At 70.6% G+C, this 20,308-nt stretch carries 20 protein-coding genes; 10 read left to right on the plus strand and 10 right to left on the minus strand.

Annotated features, from left to right (window positions below):
- Nucleotides 1-10: 10 nt before the first annotated feature.
- Both MRBLWH7_RS19595 and MRBLWH7_RS19600 read right to left on the minus strand, forming a co-directional pair.
- Nucleotides 11-346, minus strand: a complete 336-nt coding sequence (locus MRBLWH7_RS19595; RefSeq protein WP_341997552.1) for a cupin domain-containing protein — start codon at nucleotides 344-346, stop codon at nucleotides 11-13.
- Nucleotides 347-484: 138 nt separating this feature from the next.
- Entirely contained in the window at nucleotides 485-1,426 is a 942-nt protein-coding gene (locus MRBLWH7_RS19600) for an AraC family transcriptional regulator (RefSeq protein WP_341997554.1), read from the minus strand.
- 138 nt (nucleotides 1,427-1,564) lie between these two features.
- On the opposite strand from MRBLWH7_RS19600, the gene MRBLWH7_RS19605 reads away from it, so the two are divergent.
- Nucleotides 1,565-3,256 carry a Na+/H+ antiporter gene (locus tag MRBLWH7_RS19605; RefSeq protein WP_341997556.1) on the plus strand — a complete coding sequence of 564 codons (1,692 nt, stop codon included), beginning with the start codon at nucleotides 1,565-1,567 and terminating at the stop codon, nucleotides 3,254-3,256.
- Nucleotides 3,257-3,271: 15 nt separating this feature from the next.
- Here the strand turns inward: MRBLWH7_RS19605 and MRBLWH7_RS19610 are convergent, their stop codons facing one another.
- The 4 genes from MRBLWH7_RS19610 to MRBLWH7_RS19625 form a co-directional block, all read right to left on the minus strand.
- The gene (locus tag MRBLWH7_RS19610) at nucleotides 3,272-3,883 is read right to left on the minus strand and encodes a helix-turn-helix domain-containing protein (RefSeq protein WP_341997558.1); all 612 of its coding nucleotides are present in this window, start codon (nucleotides 3,881-3,883) and stop codon (nucleotides 3,272-3,274) included.
- Between the two features lie 64 nt (nucleotides 3,884-3,947).
- A complete protein-coding gene (locus tag MRBLWH7_RS19615) occupies nucleotides 3,948-4,304 on the minus strand; it encodes an SPW repeat protein (RefSeq protein WP_341997559.1) in 357 nt (118 codons plus the stop codon).
- A gap of 77 nt (nucleotides 4,305-4,381) precedes the next feature.
- Nucleotides 4,382-5,422: an LLM class flavin-dependent oxidoreductase gene (locus MRBLWH7_RS19620; protein WP_341997560.1), complete on the minus strand. Its 1,041-nt coding sequence runs from the start codon at nucleotides 5,420-5,422 to the stop codon at nucleotides 4,382-4,384.
- 75 nt (nucleotides 5,423-5,497) lie between these two features.
- Nucleotides 5,498-8,281 carry an AAA family ATPase gene (locus MRBLWH7_RS19625; protein ID WP_341997563.1) on the minus strand — a complete coding sequence of 928 codons (2,784 nt, stop codon included), beginning with the start codon at nucleotides 8,279-8,281 and terminating at the stop codon, nucleotides 5,498-5,500.
- Nucleotides 8,282-8,402: 121 nt separating this feature from the next.
- On the opposite strand from MRBLWH7_RS19625, the gene MRBLWH7_RS19630 reads away from it, so the two are divergent.
- The 5 genes from MRBLWH7_RS19630 (at nucleotide 8,403) to MRBLWH7_RS19650 (ending at nucleotide 13,731) form a co-directional block, all read left to right on the plus strand.
- Nucleotides 8,403-9,479: a class I SAM-dependent methyltransferase gene (locus MRBLWH7_RS19630; protein ID WP_341997566.1), complete on the plus strand. Its 1,077-nt coding sequence runs from the start codon at nucleotides 8,403-8,405 to the stop codon at nucleotides 9,477-9,479.
- A 54-nt stretch (nucleotides 9,480-9,533) separates the two neighbouring features.
- Nucleotides 9,534-10,775, plus strand: a complete 1,242-nt coding sequence (locus tag MRBLWH7_RS19635; RefSeq protein WP_341997568.1) for a glycosyltransferase — start codon at nucleotides 9,534-9,536, stop codon at nucleotides 10,773-10,775.
- Nucleotides 10,775-11,641, plus strand: a complete 867-nt coding sequence (locus tag MRBLWH7_RS19640) for an alpha/beta hydrolase (RefSeq protein WP_341997570.1) — start codon at nucleotides 10,775-10,777, stop codon at nucleotides 11,639-11,641. Before MRBLWH7_RS19635 ends, MRBLWH7_RS19640 begins: the two co-directional genes overlap by 1 nt.
- A 70-nt stretch (nucleotides 11,642-11,711) precedes the next feature.
- Nucleotides 11,712-12,203, plus strand: coding sequence for a bifunctional nuclease family protein (locus tag MRBLWH7_RS19645; RefSeq protein ID WP_341997572.1), 492 nt, complete (start codon nucleotides 11,712-11,714; stop codon nucleotides 12,201-12,203).
- Nucleotides 12,204-12,336: 133 nt separating this feature from the next.
- Complete coding sequence (locus MRBLWH7_RS19650; RefSeq protein WP_341997574.1) at nucleotides 12,337-13,731, plus strand: FAD-binding oxidoreductase; 1,395 nt, start codon at nucleotides 12,337-12,339, stop codon at nucleotides 13,729-13,731.
- A 27-nt stretch (nucleotides 13,732-13,758) separates the two neighbouring features.
- On the opposite strand, the gene MRBLWH7_RS19655 is transcribed toward MRBLWH7_RS19650, so the two are convergent.
- Complete coding sequence (locus MRBLWH7_RS19655) at nucleotides 13,759-14,472, minus strand: MBL fold metallo-hydrolase (protein WP_341997576.1); 714 nt, start codon at nucleotides 14,470-14,472, stop codon at nucleotides 13,759-13,761.
- 103 nt (nucleotides 14,473-14,575) lie between these two features.
- Here MRBLWH7_RS19655 and MRBLWH7_RS19660 point away from each other — a divergent pair, with 103 nt between their 5' ends.
- A complete protein-coding gene (locus MRBLWH7_RS19660) occupies nucleotides 14,576-15,100 on the plus strand; it encodes a WHG domain-containing protein (RefSeq protein WP_341997578.1) in 525 nt (174 codons plus the stop codon).
- Here MRBLWH7_RS19660 and MRBLWH7_RS19665 read toward each other — a convergent pair.
- The gene (locus MRBLWH7_RS19665) at nucleotides 15,000-15,668 is read right to left on the minus strand and encodes a dihydrofolate reductase family protein (RefSeq protein ID WP_341997580.1); all 669 of its coding nucleotides are present in this window, start codon (nucleotides 15,666-15,668) and stop codon (nucleotides 15,000-15,002) included. The two genes, MRBLWH7_RS19660 and MRBLWH7_RS19665, sit on opposite strands and share 101 nt — an antisense overlap.
- A 55-nt stretch (nucleotides 15,669-15,723) precedes the next feature.
- Nucleotides 15,724-16,662 carry an RNA polymerase subunit sigma-70 gene (locus MRBLWH7_RS19670; RefSeq protein WP_341997582.1) on the minus strand — a complete coding sequence of 313 codons (939 nt, stop codon included), beginning with the start codon at nucleotides 16,660-16,662 and terminating at the stop codon, nucleotides 15,724-15,726.
- Nucleotides 16,663-16,704: 42 nt separating this feature from the next.
- Here MRBLWH7_RS19670 and MRBLWH7_RS19675 point away from each other — a divergent pair, with 42 nt between their 5' ends.
- On the plus strand, nucleotides 16,705-17,616 hold the full coding sequence (locus MRBLWH7_RS19675; protein ID WP_341997584.1) for a metalloregulator ArsR/SmtB family transcription factor: 912 nt from the start codon (nucleotides 16,705-16,707) through the stop codon (nucleotides 17,614-17,616).
- 99 nt (nucleotides 17,617-17,715) lie between these two features.
- Entirely contained in the window at nucleotides 17,716-18,291 is a 576-nt protein-coding gene (locus MRBLWH7_RS19680; protein ID WP_341997586.1) for a DNA starvation/stationary phase protection protein, read from the plus strand.
- A 91-nt stretch (nucleotides 18,292-18,382) separates the two neighbouring features.
- Here the strand turns inward: MRBLWH7_RS19680 and MRBLWH7_RS19685 are convergent, their stop codons facing one another.
- Entirely contained in the window at nucleotides 18,383-18,742 is a 360-nt protein-coding gene (locus tag MRBLWH7_RS19685; protein WP_341997588.1) for a PRC-barrel domain-containing protein, read from the minus strand.
- 210 nt (nucleotides 18,743-18,952) lie between these two features.
- Here MRBLWH7_RS19685 and dinB point away from each other — a divergent pair, with 210 nt between their 5' ends.
- Nucleotides 18,953-20,149 (plus strand): DNA polymerase IV, encoded by a 1,197-nt coding sequence (gene dinB, locus MRBLWH7_RS19690; RefSeq protein ID WP_342002140.1) that lies wholly within the window; start codon nucleotides 18,953-18,955, stop codon nucleotides 20,147-20,149.
- The last annotated feature ends 159 nt before the right edge of the window (nucleotides 20,150-20,308 follow it).

The raw sequence follows: 20,308 nt of genomic DNA on the forward strand, positions 1-20,308 counted from the left end.
CTCGGCCGAGTCAGGGCACGCGGTTCGACACCGTCAGGAGCACGACGGCGTCTTCCAGCGCCGCGAGGCTGTGGCGCTGCGGCGGGACCGTGAGGTGATCACCGGATGCCCCGTCCCAGGCGTCGTCGCCGGCGATGAGTCGCACGCGCCCTCGGAGCACCTGCAGCGTGGCCTCGTGGGGGCTCTCGTGCTCAGCAAGCTCGTGTCCGGCGCGCAGCGCGATGACCGTCTCGCGCAGGGCGTGCTCATGACCGCCGCGGATGGTCCGCGCGGCGCGCCCGCTCGAGGCCTCGCGCGCCTTCGCCGTCAGGTCGTCGATCAGATCGGCCAGATCCGTGCTGTCCATCCGCGTCGCCTCCATCACCTCGACAGGCCGGAGTCTACCCGCGCAGGTCGCCGTGGAGACAGGTCCGCATCCGCACGGCGCCCCACGCCGTCGAGATCAGCTCAGCGATTCGGCCGAGTACACCCCGAACGAAGCGGCTCAGTGGCCTCGCATCGTCTGCCGCGGCGAGCGTCCATACGCCTCGCGGTAGTGGCGGGCGAACCGCGATCCACTGGCGAATCCCCAGCGCTGGGCGATCTCGGCCACCGACACGCCCGTCGCCTCCTGCAGCTCCGCATGCGCTCCGGCCAGCCGCTGCCGGCGCAGATACTCCATCGGGGTCTGGTCCAGTGCCCGCCTGAAGGCGTACTGCAATCCTCGCGGGGAGATGTCGGCGGCAAGCGCGACGTCCTCGATCGTGATCGCCTCCTGCGCGTGCTGCTCGATGTATGCAATCGCGCGGCGCACGGTCCTGGGTGCGGCGGTGCGCTGCGCGGAGCGCTCGAGGGCGGCCACGAAGGCGGGGGAGAAGACGGCGAGCGTGGTGTGCAGCGCGTGCCGTCGCAGCTCCGCCTCGACGATCCCCGGGCTGGGTCCGGGAACGAAGAGGGTGGCGGCGACGTGCTGGAAGACGCGCTCCCAGTGCGCGGCGAGGTCGCGATGGACCGGTGACGATCCGACGGTCGCCGACCGGAGTGAGAACCGGTCGTCGCCGGTCATGCGGCGGGCACCGTCCTCCGCCTGCGCACGGTCGAAGACGAAGGCGCGCACGTCGGCCTGCTGCTGCCAGCGCGCCGTCGTCGGCCCGTCCAGCGCCAGCCAGGGCAGGCCGGAGTTCAGGTCGCCCCGGGGCGTGCCCACCCAGGCGCCGCGAGAAGCGACGCGGCAGGCCATCATCTGGTCGTCCGGTGCGATGGCGGACTGCACGGATGCGGCCAGGCGGTAGTTGACGATCGAGAACCCGGGCATCGCCGCCGACGTCCACGAGAACTCGAACGTGCGCGGATCGACCCGCTGCAGTGCGGCCGACGGCACGAAACGGCGCCACGTCTCCTCGACGTCGGCGACCTCGCGCGACGCGAACGTGAGAACCTCGCCCAACCTGCCCCTCCCCGGCATCCCGTGCACACGACGTCGTGTCCGGTGCGGACACTCTAACCCGCGCAGCGATCTCGGGATTCGCGGGAATCCCGTCATGTCGCCCGCGGTTGCAGGATCATTGCGCTGAAGGGAGCCCACATGAACGGACTCGAGGTCACCGTCCTGCTCGGAATCACCGTCCTCACAGGCGCGATCCTGGCTCCGAGATTCCGGGTGGCCATGCCCCTGCTGCTCCTGGTGGCGGGACTGGCGCTCGGCTTCATCCCCGAGGTGCGTGAGATCGTGCTGCCGCCCGAAACGGTGCTGCTCCTCTTCCTCCCGGTGCTGCTCTTCTGGGAGAGCATGACCACGTCACTGCGCTCGATCCGCCGGGACTTCCGCGGCATCTTCCTCATGAGCACGGGCCTCGTGGTCGCGAGCGCGTTCGCGGTCGCCGGCATCGCCTCCGCGCTCGGGCTGCCCTGGGATGCCGCGCTGATCCTCGGCGCGGCCGTCGCGCCGACCGATGCCACCGCGGTGGCCGCCCTCGGCCGGATGCTGCCACGGCGCAACTTCATGAACCTCAAGGCCGAGAGCCTCACGAACGATGGCACGGCGCTCGTCATCTACGGCGTGGCGGTCGGTGTCGCGGTCGGCGGACAGTACACGCCGCTCGACATCACCGGGCTGGTGCTGCTGTCCTACGTCGGCGGAGCCGCCGCGGGTGTCGTCGTGGCGGGTGTCGCGTATCTGGTGATGAGGCGCCTGCGGAACACGCTGAACCTCAACATCGCGCTTCTGCTCGTGCCGTTCACGGCGTTCCTCGTGGCCGAGCTGATCCACGCATCCGGCGTGCTTGCAGTGGTGGTCGCCGGGCTCATCGTCGCCTACATCAATCCGCGCATCAGCACGGCCGCCTCGCGCCGTCAGGCGGCGTGGACCTGGCCGCTGGGCTCCTTCCTCCTCAACGGCTCGCTGTTCGTCCTGATCGGGTTCGAGGTGCAGGCGGTCGCCCACGAGATCCCCGGCCGCGAGATCGGCTGGCTCGCCGTCATGACCGTGGCGGTGTGGCTGGTGCTGCTGATCGCCCGGTTCGTCTTCCAGACGACGTCGGTCATGATCATCCGCCTGCTCGATCGCCGGCCCTCGCAGCGACTTCGCCGCACGACCTATCGCGCGCGGATCGTCAGCGCCGTCGCGGGGTTCCGTGGTGCGGTGTCGCTCGCGATCGCACTGTCGGTGCCGCTGACCACGAGCGCGGGCGAGGCCCTGCCGGGCCGTGACGAGATCATCTTCGTGACCGCGGGTGTCATCGTGCTGACCCTTCTCGTGCAGGGGCCGCTTCTTCCCGCTGTCGTTCGGTGGGCGCGTCTGCCCGACGACTCCGCCCTGCAGCACGAGCTGGAGCTCGCCGAACGCGCCATCACGGGCGCCGCGCTCACCGCGGTCAAGGAGCTCGCCCGCGACCACGGCATCAGCGAGGAGATCCGCGATCGTCTGACCCGCGACTACTACGAGTACCTCGAACGCAACAACGAGCGGGTGCAGGCCCGCGAGCAGGCCGAGGTCGACCGTCAGATCGCCGATCTCGACAGGAGGATCGAGGGCACGGACGCGGTCGCCGAGGCCGCAACGGCCACGGCGCTCCTGGAGGTGCCTGCCCCGCTGCCCTCGCCCCGTGAGCGAGACGCGGAGTACTCGCGACTTCGCATCGCAGTGCTCGACCGTAAGCGCGAGGTGCTCTATCGCCTGCGGCGAGAGGGCGCGGTGGACGACGCGGTCGTCACCCAGATCCAGACGCGTCTGGACGTGGAGGAGCTGCGCATCACGGGCATCGAAGTGCTCGACTGAGCCCGCCCGGAGCGGTCAGGCGGCCGGCTCGCGCAGGCCTGCCGATATCAGGTCGGCGAGGGCAGGCAGGTCCGCCGTTTCGGTCGCGTCCGCCATGACGTCGCCGCCCCCGGAACCGGTCTCGTCGGCGCTGGCGAGTTCGAGCAGGCTCGGCGTGGTGATGATCGCGACCCAGGCGGCGGCGGCCGTGCGCACCCGGCGCGCCGCGATCGGGTGGAGGATGCTCGCGCCGAGCACGCGCTCGACGATCGTCTGCAGCTGGGCGCGGTAGTTCTGCAGCTTCTCGCGCACCTCCGGGTGCGTGCGGTGCTCGCGCCACACGATGACGCGGCGCACCGCCGACTCCGCCTGCAGCTCCCGCAGCCGGCCGGTGACGTTCAGCAGGGTGCGTGCGGGGTCGCCGCGCGCGATCAGCCCGGACGTGTCGATGGGGTCGAGATCCAGACGCTCACCGACCAGCGCACGCAGCAGATCGGTCTTGGTGGGGAAGTAGTAGAAGAGCAGCCCCTTCGGCACGCCGGCGACGTCCGCGATCGCCGTCGTCGGTGTGGCGTCGAAGCCGCGCTCCGCGAACAGGCGCTCGGCGGCGTCGAGGATGAGCCTGCGGCTTTCGCGATCGCGGGTCATGTCGGGTCCTGGAGAAAGCGGCGGGGGCGTCGGTCGTGGCCGGCGCCCCCGTCTCGGCTCGCACTCAGTGCGGGAGCGTCTGGTCGTGCATGTGCATGGCGGGTCTCACGGCGAGCGCGGCGACGATCACCGCGACCGCTCCGCCGATCCAGCTGACCCAGGCGACGCCGGCCTGCATGTCGGCATAGCCGCCAAGCCACGGAGCGACGAACAGCAGCGCGCCCAGCGCGAGCTGGACGTACTCCATCGCCACCATGCCCGGCATCGCGAGGTTGGCGATGCCCGCAGCGATGAGCAGGACACCGACGATCAGCATCCACGGCATCGAGGCGCCCATCTGTGGCAAGGCGAACGCGCACACCGCGGCGACGAGGCCCACACCGGCTGCGACCCAGTCCTCCCAGCGATTCCACTTCTTCATTCGGATCTCCTCCTTCCGAAACCTGATGGCTCCCGATCGGGGGTCGATTCGAACGGTACGCCTGACTGACCGGCCGGTCAAGAAGTCAGGGGGCGCGCCGACTGCCATCCGAGCTGCGGTGCGACGTACTTCGCGAACGACTCGACCACCCGCAGGTTGAACTCGACGCCGAGCTGGCTCGGGATCGTGAGCATGAGGGTGTCGGCCGACGCGATCGCCGCATCGTCTCTGAGCTGCTCGACGAGCTCGTCCGGCTCCGCCGCGTAGGTCTTCCCGAACGTCGAGCGCATCCCGTCGATCACACCGATCTGGTCGCCGTCCTGGCGTCCGCCGAAGTACATCCGCTCCTCGGCGGTCGTGATCGGGAAGATGGAGCGACTCACCGATACCCGTGGTTCGCCGGCGTGCCCCGCCTCGCGCCAGGCGGCGCGGAACGCGTCGATCTGCTGCGCCTGCAGCAGGTCGAAGGGGGTGCCGTCCGCCTCGGTGAGCAGAGTCGACGACATGAGATTCACGCCTGTCCGGCCCGCCCACTCCGCGGACTCGCGGTTGCCGGCGCCCCACCAGATGCGCGAACGCAGCCCGGGGGACTGCGGTTCGATGCGCTGCAAGCCGGTGGCTCCGGTGCCGAACGGGGACGAGGCATCCCGTTCCGCCAGTCCTTCGCCGTCGATCGCCCGCAGGAAGAGGTCGAAGTGCTCGCGCGCGATGTCGGCGCCGCGGGGATCTTCCGAGCCGGTGTAGCCGAACGCCTCGTAGCCGCGCACGACGGTCTCGGGTGAGCCCCGCGAGACACCGAGGGCGAGCCTGCCGCCGGAGATCAGATCGACGGATGCCGCCTCCTCAGCGAGATAGAGAGGGTTCTCGTAGCGCATGTCGATGACGCCGGTGCCGACCTCGATGTTCTCGGTGCGCGCGGCGATCGCCGCGAGCAGCGGCATGGGGGAAGACTGCTGGCGTGCGAAGTGGTGCACGCGGAAGTACGCGCCGTTGACGCCCAGTTCGTCCATGCCCTGGGCGAGGTCGATCGCCTGCAGCATCGAGTCGGCCGTACTGAGCTGTCGCCCGCCGCCGAGCGGGCCGTAGTGTCCGAACGAGAGGGTTCCGAATCGCTGCATGTCGTCTGCAACCGTACGCGCGCGGCATCCATTCCAGTGAATGCACCGCGCGGTGGGGCCACGGCCCGCGGTCCCTCATCCCCGCCCTGCGCGATCCTCGCGACGGACCGCCTCCCCGGCAAGAGCATCCGTGAGCTCGGAGCGCGAGCTGATGCCCAGCTTCGTGTACACCTTGCGCAGGTGGTACTCCACGGTCTTCGGACTCAGGAAGAGCGCGGCCGCCGCCTCTCGGGTCGTGCGTCCCTCGGCGAGGAGGACGCTCACTTGGAGTTCCTGAGAGGTGAGGGCGGAGACCGCGTTGCCACCGGCGACACGGACGTGCTCGCCGGTGGCCGTGAGCTCGGTCGCGGCGCGATCGCGCCACACCACCGCCCCCAGTTCGGTGAAGTCGTCGAGGGCCTCTCGCAGCTGAACGCGTGCATCGATCCGCCGACCCGACCGGCGCAGCCGCTCGCCGTACGCGAGGCGGGTGCGGGCCGCCTCGAACCGATCGAGAGTCTGCTCGTGCCAGTCGAGCGCCGACTCGAACCATCCGTCGGACGCGCCGTCCTCGTCCGCGATCCCCATCGCGCGTTCCGCGCGGGCCCGAGCCCACGGCTGCCCCTTCGCCATCGCGTTCTCGCGATACGACGAAGCGGTGGCGCCGGCCTCCGCGCGTCGCCCGACGCGAACGAGGGCGTCGGTGTACTCCGGCCCCGGAGCGAGGTCGACGTCGTCCAGCCCAAGACGCCCGAGAAGGCCGATCAGCTCGGCGAAGAGCGCGGCGGCGGCTTCCGGATGCCCCAGCGACAGCTCGAGATCGCCCAGCGCGTGCGCCACCCACACCTCGCCGACATGGATGCCGCGTTCGGCGCACTGAGAGCGCGCCGCGTCGCCGTGTGCACGGCACGCGTCGGCGCGCCCGGCTCGTGAATCCAATCGGGTGAGCCCGGCCAGCGACATGGCCAGCTCGGTGGTCTGACCCGTGTCGGTCGCGAGCCGGATCGCCTCGGTGAAGTTCGCCTCGGCGCGCACCCACGTTGCGGCCGTCGTCGCCTGATCGACCGCGACATGAAAGAGGAGCGCCGGCAGTGCACCGATCCCGGCGGCTCCGCGCACCTCGTCGACGAGCTCGCGAAGCCGCACGCCGCTCGTGGCATCGCGAAGGTACAGGGGCGCGAGCATCAGCCACGAGAGCCGACGGGGATCGCCGCGCAGGTCGGGGTCGGTCTCAAGGAGCGGCACCGCGGCGCGGATCTCATCGGCGCCGCCGTGCCCCGCGAGGGTCTTCGCCATGCCCGAGGCCATCAGCCCCAGCGCGTGGGCGCGCGTGGTCCGCACCTCGGGGAGGATGTCGGCGATCCGGTCGGCCAGCGCGAGCGCCGTGCGGGCGTCGCCCAGATAGTACGTGGCGTGTACGGCATCCGCGAGTGCGACAGTCGCGGCATCCGCCGACGTCGTCTGTTCGGCGGCGCGCAGCAGGATGTCGAGCGCCTCCTGCAGCGAGCCGGAACGGGCCGCAACGGACGCGCGCAGCTCGACCTCGCGAAGAGCATCGCCCGCAGGTTGCGGCCGGGCGGCGGCCGCCTCGGCCGCCCGGCGATCGAGGAGGGTGACCGCACGGCCCCCGTCGCCGGCCTCCCACGCAGCGTCCGCGGCACGGAGCAGGCGCGCACTGCGCGCCCCGGCATCCGGGGTCAATCGCGCAGAACGTTCGAAGGCCCCCGATGCGACCGCGTAGGCGGCACGCGCGAGGGCGTGGTCACCTGCATCCGAGAGGAGCGCGGCGACCGGCTCGTCAGGGTGCGATGTCGCCTCCGACAGGTGCCACGCCCTTCGGTCGACGTCTCCCGGCGGCGCGGCGTCGGCGGCCGCTCGATGCGCTGCGCGTCGCGCCTGGGCGGACGCGCCCGAGTACACGGCCGCGCGCAGGAGCGGATGCCGGAAGCCGACGCGTCCGTCGTGCACGCGGATCAGATCCAGGTCTTCCGCCGCATCGAGATCCGCCACATCCACGCCGTACTCCGCGCACGCCGCGCCGACGAAGCGGTGGTCCGGTCCGCAGACGGCAGCGACGAGCAAGGCGGAGCGGCAGTCGGCGTGCAGTCCCGCCAGGCGTCGTCCGAATGCGTCGATCACGGCACGCGGCACCCGCAGCGGCAGCCCTGTCTCGATGCTCTCGACCACGTCGAGATCAGCCGCGCGCAGTTCGAGCATCGCGAGGGGATTGCCGTCGGTGGCGCGGTGCAGCGTGCGGACGCGCTCGTCCGAGACCGCCTCGCCGGCCGCGCGACCGAGGATCTCTCGAGCCGAATCGAGATCCACCCCGCTGAGCGACAGCGTCGGGAGTCCGGTGACGACGTCATCGCCCTCAGGACTGCGCACGCCGAACAGGGTGACGACCGGGTCTGCCGCGAGGCGTCGGGCGGCGAAGACGAGTGCATTCGACGATGGCACGTCGGCGACATGAAGATCGTCGACGACGACGCCGATCGGCCCGTCTTCGGCGAACCGGCAGACAAGGCTCAGCACGGCGGCACCGATCGTGAACCGGTCGATCCCATCGGCGGGGCGCGCGGCTCCTGGCAGGGAGAGGGCTGCGGCAATGGCCTCCGCCTGAACCGGTGGGATGCCGTCGAGCGATCCCAGCGCCGGCCGCAGGAGCTGCAGGAGCATGGCGAACGGGATCTCGCGCTCCGACTCGAGGCCGGTCGCGTGCAGCACGCGCATCCCGTCGAGCCGGGACACCGAGTCGTCGAGGAGTGCCGTCTTGCCGACGCCCGCTTCGCCGCGCACGACGAGGACGCCACTCGTCCCCAGACGCGCGGCGGCCCCGAGCCGTTCGATCCGCTGCTGCTCGGCCTGCCGACCCACCAGCATGGCCCGAGTCTACGACCGGGCCGACGACCAGGGGGGTCCCCGGATGCGACGGTGACCGGCGCATTCCTAACGTCGAGACAGCTGCTCATCGCAGCGAACCCACCGACAGAAGGAGCCGCTGATGTCTCTCACCGCCTCACCCACGCAGATCGACACCGACAAGCTGATGAACTTCGTCTTCCGCGCCGTCGACGAGGTCGGCGCGACACTCAACGCGGCCCTGGTGGTGATGGGCGACAAGCTCGGGTACTACCGGGATCTCGCCGCGCACGGCCCGAGCACCCCGGCGCAGCTGGCGGAACGCACGCAGACGGCGGAGCCGTACGCGCGCGAATGGCTGAACGCCCAGGCCGCAGGCGGCTACGTCGCCTACGACCCCGCGACGAGGCGCTACACGCTTCCGGCCGAGCACGCGCTGGCCATGACCGACCCCGAGAGCGCGGCCTTCCTCCCCGGCTTCTTCCAGATCGCGCTCGGGACGGTGCATGACACCGAGCACATCGTGCAAGCCGCCCGCAGCGGTGCCGGCTACGGCTGGCACCAGCACGGCGCGGACGTGCACGTCGGCTGCGAGCGGTTCTTCCGCCCGAGCTACCACGCGAATCTCGTGGATGCATGGATCCCCGCCCTCGACGGTGTCCGCGAGAAGCTCGAGGCGGGAGCACTCGTCGCCGATGTCGGCTGCGGCCACGGGGCGTCCACGATCCTGCTGGCTCACGCCTTCCCGAACTCCACCTTCGTGGGCTCGGACTACCACGCGGAGTCGATCGACACGGCGCGCGCCCGCGCCGCCGAGGCCGGCGTGGAGAACGTCCGCTTCGAGATCGCGTCGGCCCAGGAGTTCGGCGGCAGCGGTTATGACCTGGTCGCGATGTTCGACTGCCTGCATGACATGGGCGACCCGGTGGGTGCCGCGCGCCGCGTGCGCGACGCGATCGCCGACGACGGCACGTGGATGATCGTCGAGCCCATGGCCGGCGACAGCGTCGAAGACAACCTCAACCCCGTGGGGCGCGCGTACTACGGCTTCTCGACCCTCCTGTGCACGCCGTCCTCACTCTCCCAGGATGTGGGCCTCGCCCTCGGCACGCAGGCGGGTCCCGCGCGCATCCGCGATGTGACGGCCGCGGGCGGCTTCACGCGGTTCCGCACCGTCGCCGAGACGCCGTTCAACCGCGTGATCGAGGTGCGGCCCTGACGCAGAGCAGGCGAGAGGAGCACACTGGGCCCTGAGCACGAGGAGATGGCCGCCATGGGCAACCGCCACACCTGGGTCCGGGCGCAGCGTCGCCCACGCAAGGCTCTGTTCCTCTCGTCACCGATCGGCCTGGGCCATGCTCGGCGCGACGTCGCCATCGCACAAGAGCTGCGCCGGATCCACCCCGACCTCCAGATCGAGTGGCTGGCGCAGCATCCGGTGACGCGTGTGCTGGCGGATGCCGGGGAGCCTGTGCACCCGGCATCCGCCCTGCTCGCGAACGAATCCGCGCACATCGAGGACGAGTCGGCCGACCACGATCTGCACGCGTTCCAGGCGATCCGGCGCATGGACGAGATCCTCGTCAACAACTTCATGGTGTTCAACGACGTGGTCGACGAGACCTATTACGACCTCGTGATCGGCGATGAGGCCTGGGACGTCGACTACTTCCTGCACGAGAACCCCGAGCTCAAGAGGTTCGCCTTCGCCTGGATGACCGACTTCGTCGGGTGGCTGCCGATGCCGAGCGGCGGGGATGCCGAAGCCTCCCTCACCGCTGACTACAACGCCGAGATGCTCGAGCAGCGGGCGCGCTACCGGCGGCTGCGGGATCGATCGATCTTCGTCGGGAATCCCGACGACATCGTGGACGCCGCCTTCGGACCGGGGATGCCCCGCATCCGGGACTGGACGGAGGCCCACTACGACTTCGCCGGCTACGTCACCGGCTTCACGCCGCCGACCGGCGAAGACCGGGAGCGCGTTCGCACAGATCTCGGCTGTCGGCCAGACGACGTGCTGTGCATCGTCACCGTCGGCGGTTCGGGCGTCGGCGATGCCCTGCTGCATCGAGTCATGGATGTCGTGCCGTTGGCGCGACGGATGCTGCCGCAGTTGACTTTCCTCGTGGTGACCGGCCCGCGCATCGATCCGTCGTCGCTGCCCCGGCGGCAGGGAGCGCGCGTGCGGGGGTTCGTGCCCGACCTCTACCGCGCCCTCGCCGCCTGTGATGTCGCGGTGGTGCAGGGCGGCCTCACGACCTGCATGGAGCTGACGGCCGCTCGACGGCCGTTCCTCTACGTGCCGCTGGAGAACCATTTCGAGCAGAACTTCCACGTCCGCCACCGGCTGGATCGCTACGGTGCGGGACGCTGCCTGCGCTACGAGGAGGCGAGCGATCCGGCGGTGCTCGCGGAGGCGCTCGTCGCCGAGGCATCCCACGAGGTCGAGTACCGTCCCGTCGAGACCGACGGCGCGGCACGGGCCGCGGCGATGCTCGCGGAGCTGATCTGATGCGCGCCGCCCAGCCGACGGCGACCGGGGACCTCGACCGCGACGGCGTCTCGGTGCGCTACGAGGTGTACGGGGACGGTTCGCCGACGGTCTACCTCCTCATGCCCGATGTGATCGTGCACAGCAGGGCATGGAAGGCGCAGATCCCCTTTCTCGCACGCTCGTTCCGGGTGGTGGTGAGCGATCCCCGCGGCAACGGCGGCAGCGGTCGCCCCGATTCGCCGGATCAGCTCGGCGACCGGCTGCTCCTGGACGACGAGTGGGCGGTCCTGGACGCCGTCGGTGCCGACCGGGCGGTGCTCGTCGGCGTGTGCACGGGTGCCGGTCACGCACTGATGATGGCGGCGGAGCGCCCGCAGCGCGTCCTCGGCGTCTGCGCCATCAATCCCGGGTTGCTCCTGACCGAGCCGCTGCCGCACCGGATCGCCTACGACTTCGACGAACCTCGAGATTCGTACGAGGGCTGGCAGCAGCAGAACCGCCACTTCTGGCGCGAGGACTGGCCCGCGTTCTCCCGCTTCTTCTTCGGCGAGATGTTCCCCGAACCGCACTCGACCAAGCAGCGCGAAGACTGCGTCGAATGGTCGCTCGGTGCCGGCCCTGAGACCATGCTCCTCGAATACGACTCGCCGCCGTATCTCGCGAACTCCGTCGATACGGCCACTGCTGTCTGCGAGGCGGTCCGCTGCCCGGTGCTGGTCATCACGGGCTCTCTCGACAACTGCCAGAACCCGCTCAGGGGCCCGATCGTGGCCGATCTCACCGGCGGCGACCTCGTCGTCATCGGCGGTGGCGGACATCTGCCCCAGGCGCGCGATCCAGTGAAGGTCAACCTCCTGCTGCGCGACTTCATCGCCCGCGTGTAACCCCCTGTCAGACCCCTGGCCGCCGTGCCACGATGGCGGATACGGATGCCGCGAGTCGAGGGGGTGCGCAATGGTCCAGGTCCGCGTGGCCGGTGTGGCTCTTGACGCGTCGGGGCAGCACGTGCTGCTGCTGAAGCCCGTCGATCAGATCCCCGGCGACGGGCTCGTGCTCCCGATCTGGATCGGTCAGCTCGAGGCGACGTCGATCCTGGTCGCCGTCGAGAACGCCGAGGTGCCGCGGCCACTCGCGCACGATCTGATGGGGCTCATCCTGACCGCGCTGGACGCGGTGACGACGAAGGTGGAGGTGACGCGCATCGAGGACGGCACGTTCTACGCCGAGATCACGCTGTCGACGGCGCTCGGCGAGCGCGTCGTCGATGCCCGTCCGTCCGATGCCGTCGCTCTCGCGTCGCGCGTGGGCGCGCCGATCTGGGTCGCCGACGCGGTCCTCACCGAGGCGGGTGTTCCCGACGTGCTCACCGAGACGGATGCCGCCGAGCGGCTCGACGAGTTCAAGCGCTTCCTCGACGACGTCGAACCGGAGGACTTCGAGAGCTGAGGTCGGATTCGCGCCGCCGTGTATCTGCGGGGGTACCGCGCGCTCTTTCGTGGGGTGGCCGCCGCGTGTGGACGGTCACGCGGACGGAGTCGGTCGTGACGTTCCGTCGCGCTCGTTCACCGAAAGGCACCCCATGTCCCTCAACGACCTTGCCATCGACGTGCCCCACGCCGCCCTGGCGGCCGCGGCGGCCGAGCTGCGCGCGGCGCTGGGCGACCGTGCGCTGCTGCGTGGCGACGCCGGCTACGACGCCGCCCGGACGCCGTGGAACCTCGCTGTGGCGCAGCATCCGTTCGCCGTCGTGATCGCGGAGTCCGCGCAGGACGTCGTCGACGTCGTCCGGGCCGCCACCCTCTCGGGGCTGCGCATCGCCCCGCAGTCCACCGGCCACGGTGCGGGCGCGCTCAGCGACACCGACCTCGCGCACACCGTGCTCGTATCGTTGCGGGGGATGCGCGGCGTGACCGTCGATCCCGAGGAGCGCACCGCGCGCGTGCTCGGCGGTTCACTGTGGAATGACGTGCTCGAGGCGGCGGCCCCGCACGGACTCACCGCTCTCCACGGCAGCGCCGGCGACGTGTCGGTCGTGGGGTACTCGCTGAGCGGCGGCCTCTCTTTCTATGCCCGTGCGCACGGTCTCGCCGTCAACGCGGTGCGCGCCGTCGAGATCGTGACAGCCGACGGCTCGCTCATGCGCGCGACAGCGGACGAACACGCCGACCTGTTCTGGGCGGTGCGTGGCGGCTCGGGCTCGTTCGGTGTCGTCGTCGCGATCGAGATCGACCTGCTCCCGCTCGCCGACATCTTCGCCGGCATGCTGCTGTGGGACGCGTCGCGCGCCTCCGAGGTCTCGCACGCGTGGGCGCAGTGGACCCGGTCCGCGCCCGAGACGGCCACCACGACGCTGCGGATCCTCCACATCCCGCCGATGCCCGGACTGCCGCCGTTCCTGTCGGGCCGCTCGGTGGTCGTGATCGACGGGGCGATCGAAGACACGGATGCCGCGGCATCCGCTCTGCTCGAACCGCTGCGTGCGCTGCAGCCCGAGGTCGACACGTTCGCCCGGATCCCCGCTCCCACCCTCGCCGGCGTGCACATGGACCCGCCGGAGCCGTCGCCGTCGGTGACGTGGCACGCGGTGCTGGGGGAGCTGCCGCCACATGCCGTGGACGCCTTCGTCGAGGCCGCGCAGACGCCGGGAATCTTCGTGCAGGAGCTGCGTCACCTGGGCGGCGCGGTGAACCGGCGCCCGGAGGGCGGTGGCGCGATCGCGTCGCTGGGCGGCCAGTACCTCGTGCACTCGATCGCGATGGTGCCGGCACCCGAGGCCGCGGCGGGCGCGACGGCGGCGGTGCGTGCGGGGGTCGCGGCCTTGACCGCATGGCGCGTGGACGCGCTCGCCCTCACGTTCGTCGACGCGCCGGGCGCCGACCGCGCGGCCGCGTTCGGGACGGCGTGGTCGAAGTTGCGCCGACTCAAGCTCGCCTACGACCCGGCCAACCTCTTCGCGGCTGCGCGGCCGGTCTGAGGCCCTCGCCGCGCGGCTGGGTGCGGCTCAGGCCGCGCTCGCCCGGACGGCGGCCGCGACCTCGGCGGGCGAGCCCTTCCAGGGCGCGCCGTGACCGGGCAGCACCCACGACGCCTGCAAGCCGGCCAGATGCTCGAGTGATGCCAGGGCTTCGGCAGGGTCATCGGTGAACGGCGCCGGCTGCATGCCCTCGCGGCCGGTGAGCACATGGCGTGTGGTGAGGGCATCGCCCACGAACACGGCGTCGGCGACCGGGATGTGGACGGCGATGCTGCCTGGCGAGTGGCCGGGCATGCCCACGATCGCCGGCGAGCCTGGCAGGTCCAGCACGTCGCCGTCGTGCACCTCGACCACCTCCGATACGTACGCCGTGGGCATCGCGCGCTTGCGCAGCGCGTAGGCGAAGAAGCCCAGAGTCGGGCCGAGCTTCATCGGACCGGTGGCGACCTTCGGCTTCTCGCCGGTGCGGGCGCGCTCGGCGTCGGCCTCGTGCACGTAGACGGGCACGCCGTGGTCGCGGCGGAGGCGCTCGGCGAATCCGATGTGGTCGCTGTCGCCGTGGGTGAGCACGACGCCCTTGACGTCGGCCGGCGAGAGGCCGAGTTCATCGAGTTCGCGCACGAGGTCTTTCCAGTGGCCGGGAAGGCCCGCGTCGACGACGGTGACGCCGTCGTCCGTGACGACGAGATACGCGGCGACGATGTCGTTGCCGATGCGATGCAGGTGGGGTGCGAGCTTCATGGGGGAATCCTTCGCGAGAGCCGTCGGTGTCTCCGACCTTGGCATAGCTACGATACGTAGCTATCATGGCTACTGTCAATAGCCATCGATGAGGGGTTGCCAGATGCCGACACCGGAACGCACGTCGTACGCCGAGATCGTCGCCGCGGGACGGGACATCCTGGAGGATTCCGGCCCCACGGGCCTCACCATGCAGAGCGTCGCGCAGCGGGTGGGGGTGCGCGCGCCCTCGCTCTACAAGCGCGTGCGGGATCGTGACGCCCTGATCGAGGCCGTCGCCGCCGCGACCGTGGACGACCTGACCGGCCGGCTCGAGGCATCCGATCGGTCTCTGGAAGGCCTCGCCCATGCCTACCGGGCGCTCGCGCACGAGCGTCCGGAGGGGTTCCGCCTGATGTTCGCCGCGGCGGCCCCGCAGGAGCCGCTCGATCGTGCCGGACTGATCATCGTCGACAGCGCCGGGGCCGTCGCCGGCGCAGAGCACGCCCTCGATGCCGCGCGTCTCGTGACGGCATGGGCGACGGGGTTCATCCACATGGAGCTCGCGGGTGCGTTCCGGCTCGGCGGCGACGTCGACGGCGCGTTCGAGTACGGCCTCGCCGCGCTCCGCCGGGGCATCGGCGCCTGACTCGATCAGCCGTGTGGCCCGAGACGCGGTGGACGGTGAGGCTCGCCGGTCCCGTCATCTCAGACGACACGAGCTCGAGGTCGACGGGGTCACGGAAGAGCCGGCGTCCGGCGGTCACGGCGGTCGGGAACGCGATGAGCCGGTACTCGTCGACGAGGTCGTGCTCGCGCAGGACATGCACGACGGACCCGCTGCCTATGACCACCACGTCCTGGGTCACGACGGTCTGGAAGATCCACTCGACCAGGGGGCCGTCGACGGCCCGCGAATTCGTCCATTCGCTCTCGGGCAGCGGGCGGCTCGTCACCACCGCCTTGTCCGCCTGGTTCATGGCGCGGGCGAACGAGGTCTCGCGCGTCGGCCACAGCTCGGCGAAGTGGTCCCAGGTGCGGCGGCCGAACAGGAGCACTCCCGTCTCGAGCATGCCGCCCAGCCGGAACTTGTCGCCTGCGACTCCTTCCGGCCCGTACCGCATGGCCCATCCGCCGAACGGCGTGCCGTCGCTGCCGTCGGGGTCTTCGACCACGCCGTCGAGCGTGATGTACTGCACGACGATCACTCGTCCCATCGTGTCCTCCTCGTGAAGTGGGTTCAGAAGGACATACGGATCGGATGCCGCGAACTCATCGCTCGTTGGAGGACTCGTTCTCGAAGAGCGCGAAGAGCCGGGCGTCCTGGTAGACGAGCACGTGTGCGATGGCGCCCGATTCATCGGCGTCGAGAATCTGCACGGTGTGCGGTTCACGCCCGTGGTCAGTGAGCCGGTAGAGCAGAATCCCCGGCTGACCGTTCGCCGAGATCGGCGCTGTGGCCCACTCCTCGCCGCGGCGGACGAAGAAGTCCGCCATGAAGTCCCGATAGGTTTCGCGGCCGCGGGACCAGGCGGGCACCGGCGGCATCTCGAAGACGAGGTCTTCGGCGACGAGGGAGACGAGGGCTGCGACATCCGCTCGTTCGATCGCCCGGGCGTACTGTTCGACGGTGGTCGGGGCGAGCGCGTGCGGACGCCGGGCGCCCGTCGAGAGCGCCGCGCGTGCCCGCTGCAGAGCCGAGTTCGCCGAGGCGACCGACACCTCGAGGGCCTCGGCGGTCTCGGCGGCAGACAGCCCCACGAGATCGCGGAGCACGAAGGCGCCGCGCTGCAGCGGTGAGAGCGACTGCAGCATGGCGGTGACGGCGAGCCGAACGTCGCTGCGGCGCTCGGCGGCAGCCTCCACGTCCGACGCGGCGAGCCACGCGGTCGGGGCGGGGATGAGCCACGGGACGTCGAACGCGGGAACGAGCGGTGCGCCGATCTCGATGCCCGGCGCCCGCAGATCCCTCGGCAGCGGGCGCCGAGGGGTCTCGCGGAGTCTGTCGAGACAGACGTTGCGGGCGATGCGATACGCCCAGGTCGTCAGGCTCGCGCGGTCCGGGTCGAACGAGTCGCGCGCTCGCCAGATGCGCTCCATCGCGTCCTGCACGGCGTCCTCCGCCTCGAACGGCGAGCCCAGCATCTGGTAGCAGAACGGCAGGAGCCGTCGACGGATGCCCGACAGCTCGCCCTCGTCGAACGCAGCCACACGGCGAGCATAGGGTGACGCGCGTCCCTGCGCGGCTCCGTCGTGCCGCGCCGCGTCGATAGACTTCGATCTATGAAAGGCGCGGCCCAGCGCGGACTCAGCGTCCTCGCCGACCCGACCCGGGCCCGCATCCTCCGCCTGATCCGTGACGCGGACGGCGGGCATGCCCTGGTCGGAATGCTCGCCGATGCGCTCGACCTCCGGCAGCCCACGGTGAGTCACCACATGAAGGCGCTGCTGTCCGAGGGCGTCGTCGTGCGGGAGCGCGACGGCCGGAGGGCCTGGTACTCGATCGCGCCGGACCAGGCCGATCGCGTGAACGCCCTCATCGGCGACGACAGGACGGCGACGGCGGAGCCCGATCTCGAGCGGATCGTCGCCGATCTCGCTCTGCGGTTCCGCGGAACCTTCAGTCCCGAGACCGTGGGGGAGAGCGTCCGGAGCAGCTACGACCTGCTCGCCGGCGGTTCGAGCTCGCCGCTGCTCGCATCGCGCACGGCCGCGTTCGCGGCGACGCGACTCGAAGCGCTCAGCCGAGCGCAGGGCGATCTGCCCGGGCGACCTGAAGTGCTGTTCGTCTGCGTGCAGAACTCGGGGCGCTCTCAGCTGGCTGCCGGAATCCTCCGCCACCTCGCGGGCGATCGCGTCGGGGTGCGCAGTGCGGGATCGGCGCCCGGACCGGAGGTGCGCTCGTCGATCGTCCAGGCGCTCGATGAGATCGGCGTCTCCGTCGGCGGGGAGTTCCCGAAGCCGCTCACTGACGACGTCGTACGTGCCGCAGATGTGGTGGTCACAATGGGATGCGGCGACGCCTGCCCGGTCGTCCCGGGTCGGCGTTATCTCGACTGGCCGCTCGAAGACCCTGTCGGCAAGCCGATGGACGCGGTACGCAGCATCCGCGATGACATCGAAAGCCGTGTGCGGCAGTTGCTGGACGAGATCATCGCGTACTGATCCCGACCGGGGGTCGTTCGAGCCGCCGGCCGCTAGCACGACCGTTGCGGAGGCACAATCCCTGGGCATGTGCCGGCTGCAGTCCGTACGGTCGGCGTCATGGCCACCACGACGAAGAGCCCCGCGACGAAGAACTCGACAGCATCCGCCACTCGCAACAAGCGACGTCCCGCGCGCGGCGCCCAGCTCACCAAGGAGCAGAACGCGGAGAGCGGTTTCACCGCCTCCGCCGCCCTCGGCGACAATCTGCAGAAGGTGCTCGTGGATCTCCTCGAGCTCGCCTCGCAGGGCAAGCAGGCCCACTGGAACGTCGTCGGCAAGAACTTCCGCGACACGCACCGCCAGCTGGACGAGATCATCGAGTCGGCGCGCGAGTTCAGCGATGCCGTCGCAGAGCGCATGCGGGCCCTCCACGCCCTTCCCGACGGTCGGAGCGACACCGTCGCGGAAACCACCAGCCTTCCTGAGTTCCCGCAGGGTGAGATCGCCACGACGGACGTCGTCGACCTCATCACGGAGCGGCTCGAGAACACGGTCGGCACGTGCCGGGATGTGCACGACGCGGTCGACGAGGAGGATCCCACGAGCGCGGATCTGCTCCACCAGATCCTCGAGAAGCTCGAGCAGTACGCGTGGATGGTCAGCGCGGAGAACAGGGTCCCGAGCCGGGGCTGAGTTCCGAGCCTGAGAAACGGGGTGCAGCCTTCCGGCTGCATCCCGTTTCGCTCAGTCGGGGAGGACGGCGACCCTCCGGTCGCCGACCCGGTCAGCGGTAGAAGCCGCCGTAGTAGGTGTCGAGCTCGCCACGGTACGCGTCATCCTGACCCGTCGTGGACTGATCCCACTCCGGAGAGTTCTTGATCTGATCCTTGGTGAGATCGACGTACACCTTCTCGTCTTCGTCGTCGACGCGCTCGACGGTCCCCGCCGGAAGGATCACCTTCCGCCCGAAGATCCACGGGCCCGTGTCCACGACGAGCCGGCTGCTGCCGGCATCATTGCTCGCCTCGTCGATCTTTCCGATGTCGCCATCCGTGGCGTGCACGTGGTAGCCCACCAAGTCGCGAGAACCGGCCCCGCGATCGACCGACTGACGGTAGTCCCAGGCGTCCCAACTCGAGGACATGACTGCTCCTTGTCTTCATGCGAGGGATGGATTCGGATGTCGACCGGGATGGCCGCTCCGATCTCCACGCTAAAAAGTGCTCCGCGATCCGGCGACCCCCTGGCGAATCCGCCGCAAGAGGCGTAAGGGGCGCGGACGCGCCCGCGAGCGGGCGCCGATGTCGTCGGTGGGTGCGACGATCTCCAGAACAAATGTTCGATGGGAGGCGGCATGCGGGGCGAGGCGACCGTGCTGCACGCGGACCTGGACGCCTTCTACGCCTCGGTCGAGCAGCGCGACGCCCCCGCGCTGCGCGGCCGGCCCGTCATCGTCGGCGGGGGCGTGGTGCTGGCCGCCAGCTACGAGGCGAAGGCCCGTGGCGTGCGTACGGCGATGGGGGGTCGTCAGGCGCGCGATCTGTGCCCGGATGCGGTCGTCGTGCCGCCGCGGATGGAGGCGTACTCGGCGGCCAGCAAGGCCGTCTTCGCGATCTTCCGCGATACGACCCCGCTCGTGGAGGGTCTCTCCATCGATGAGGCGTTCCTCGAGGTCGGCGGGCTGCGGCGCGTCGCCGGCGCGCCCGAGCAGATCGCCGTGCGGCTGCGGGAGAGGGTCCGTGCGGAGGTCGGACTTCCGATTTCCGTCGGGATCGCCCGCACGAAGTTCCTGGCGAAGGTCGCCAGCGCCGTCAGCAAGCCCGACGGACTCCTGGTGGTCGAGCCCGAGCGGGAGGAGGAGTTCCTGCTGCCGCTGCCGGTGGAACGCCTGTGGGGCGTCGGCGCCGTCACCGCCGAGAAGCTGCACAGGCTCGGCATCCGCACCGTCGGGCAGCTGGCAGAGCTCGAGGCGGCGACCGCCGAGAGGCTGCTGGGCAAGGCTGCCGGAGCGCACCTGCACGCGCTGGCCCGCCTGCGGGATCCGCGCCCGGTCGACACGACGCGTCGCCGCGGGTCCATCGGCTCGCAGCGCGCGCTCGGCACACGCCCACGCACGGCCGAGGAGCTCGAGGTCATCCTCACGCAGATCGTCGATCGGCTCGCGCGTCGCCTGCGCGACGGCGACCGCGTGTGTCGCACGGTCGTGCTGCGGCTGCGCTACGGCGACTACGCGAAGGCCACCCGATCTCGCTCGTTTCGCTCGCCCACAGATCGCACCGCGCTGATCCTCGCGGTCGCGCAAGGGCTGCTGGCCGCGACGCAGCCGGAGATCGCGCAACGCGGCATCACCCTCATCGGCATCTCGCTGTCGCAGCTCGGGCGCGTCGACAGCGTCCCACCCGAGCTTCCGATCGATTGGGACGACGGCGTGCGCCTCGACACCGTGCTCGATGCCGTGCGTGATCGATTCGGAGCGGCCTCCGTCTCGCGCGCCGCGCAGCTCGGACGCGACCCCGGCTGGTCGACGCCGCTGCTGCCGGAGCACGAGTGAACGCGGTCGGCGCACCCGCCGAGCCATCGGCCGGCGCCCCGAAGCCCCGGCGCTCTCTCGCGCACCCACAGCACGCGACTACGCCCCCGAGGACCGTTCGTCAATCCCCTCGCTGATCGGCCGTGCGCCTCCTTACGTTCCCTCCACCGCCCACTTCTA

Source organism: Microbacterium sp. LWH7-1.2 (assembly GCF_038397755.1).
Lineage (GTDB): Bacteria > Actinomycetota > Actinomycetes > Actinomycetales > Microbacteriaceae > Microbacterium.

Coding starts and splice junctions, on each gene's coding strand:
- MRBLWH7_RS19620 (WP_341997560.1), bottom strand. CDS start 5,422: ATGCAGCGATTCGGAACCCTCTCGTTCGGACACTACGGCCCGCTCGGC.
- MRBLWH7_RS19660 (WP_341997578.1), top strand. CDS start 14,576: ATGCCGACACCGGAACGCACGTCGTACGCCGAGATCGTCGCCGCGGGA.
- MRBLWH7_RS19635 (WP_341997568.1), top strand. CDS start 9,534: ATGGGCAACCGCCACACCTGGGTCCGGGCGCAGCGTCGCCCACGCAAG.
- MRBLWH7_RS19665 (WP_341997580.1), bottom strand. CDS start 15,668: ATGGGACGAGTGATCGTCGTGCAGTACATCACGCTCGACGGCGTGGTC.
- MRBLWH7_RS19680 (WP_341997586.1), top strand. CDS start 17,716: ATGGCCACCACGACGAAGAGCCCCGCGACGAAGAACTCGACAGCATCC.
- MRBLWH7_RS19625 (WP_341997563.1), bottom strand. CDS start 8,281: ATGCTGGTGGGTCGGCAGGCCGAGCAGCAGCGGATCGAACGGCTCGGG.
- dinB (WP_342002140.1), top strand. CDS start 18,953: ATGCGGGGCGAGGCGACCGTGCTGCACGCGGACCTGGACGCCTTCTAC.
- MRBLWH7_RS19655 (WP_341997576.1), bottom strand. CDS start 14,472: ATGAAGCTCGCACCCCACCTGCATCGCATCGGCAACGACATCGTCGCC.
- MRBLWH7_RS19640 (WP_341997570.1), top strand. CDS start 10,775: ATGCGCGCCGCCCAGCCGACGGCGACCGGGGACCTCGACCGCGACGGC.
- MRBLWH7_RS19630 (WP_341997566.1), top strand. CDS start 8,403: ATGTCTCTCACCGCCTCACCCACGCAGATCGACACCGACAAGCTGATG.
- MRBLWH7_RS19685 (WP_341997588.1), bottom strand. CDS start 18,742: ATGTCCTCGAGTTGGGACGCCTGGGACTACCGTCAGTCGGTCGATCGC.
- MRBLWH7_RS19605 (WP_341997556.1), top strand. CDS start 1,565: ATGAACGGACTCGAGGTCACCGTCCTGCTCGGAATCACCGTCCTCACA.
- MRBLWH7_RS19615 (WP_341997559.1), bottom strand. CDS start 4,304: ATGAAGAAGTGGAATCGCTGGGAGGACTGGGTCGCAGCCGGTGTGGGC.
- MRBLWH7_RS19645 (WP_341997572.1), top strand. CDS start 11,712: ATGGTCCAGGTCCGCGTGGCCGGTGTGGCTCTTGACGCGTCGGGGCAG.
- MRBLWH7_RS19595 (WP_341997552.1), bottom strand. CDS start 346: ATGGACAGCACGGATCTGGCCGATCTGATCGACGACCTGACGGCGAAG.
- MRBLWH7_RS19650 (WP_341997574.1), top strand. CDS start 12,337: ATGTCCCTCAACGACCTTGCCATCGACGTGCCCCACGCCGCCCTGGCG.
- MRBLWH7_RS19610 (WP_341997558.1), bottom strand. CDS start 3,883: ATGACCCGCGATCGCGAAAGCCGCAGGCTCATCCTCGACGCCGCCGAG.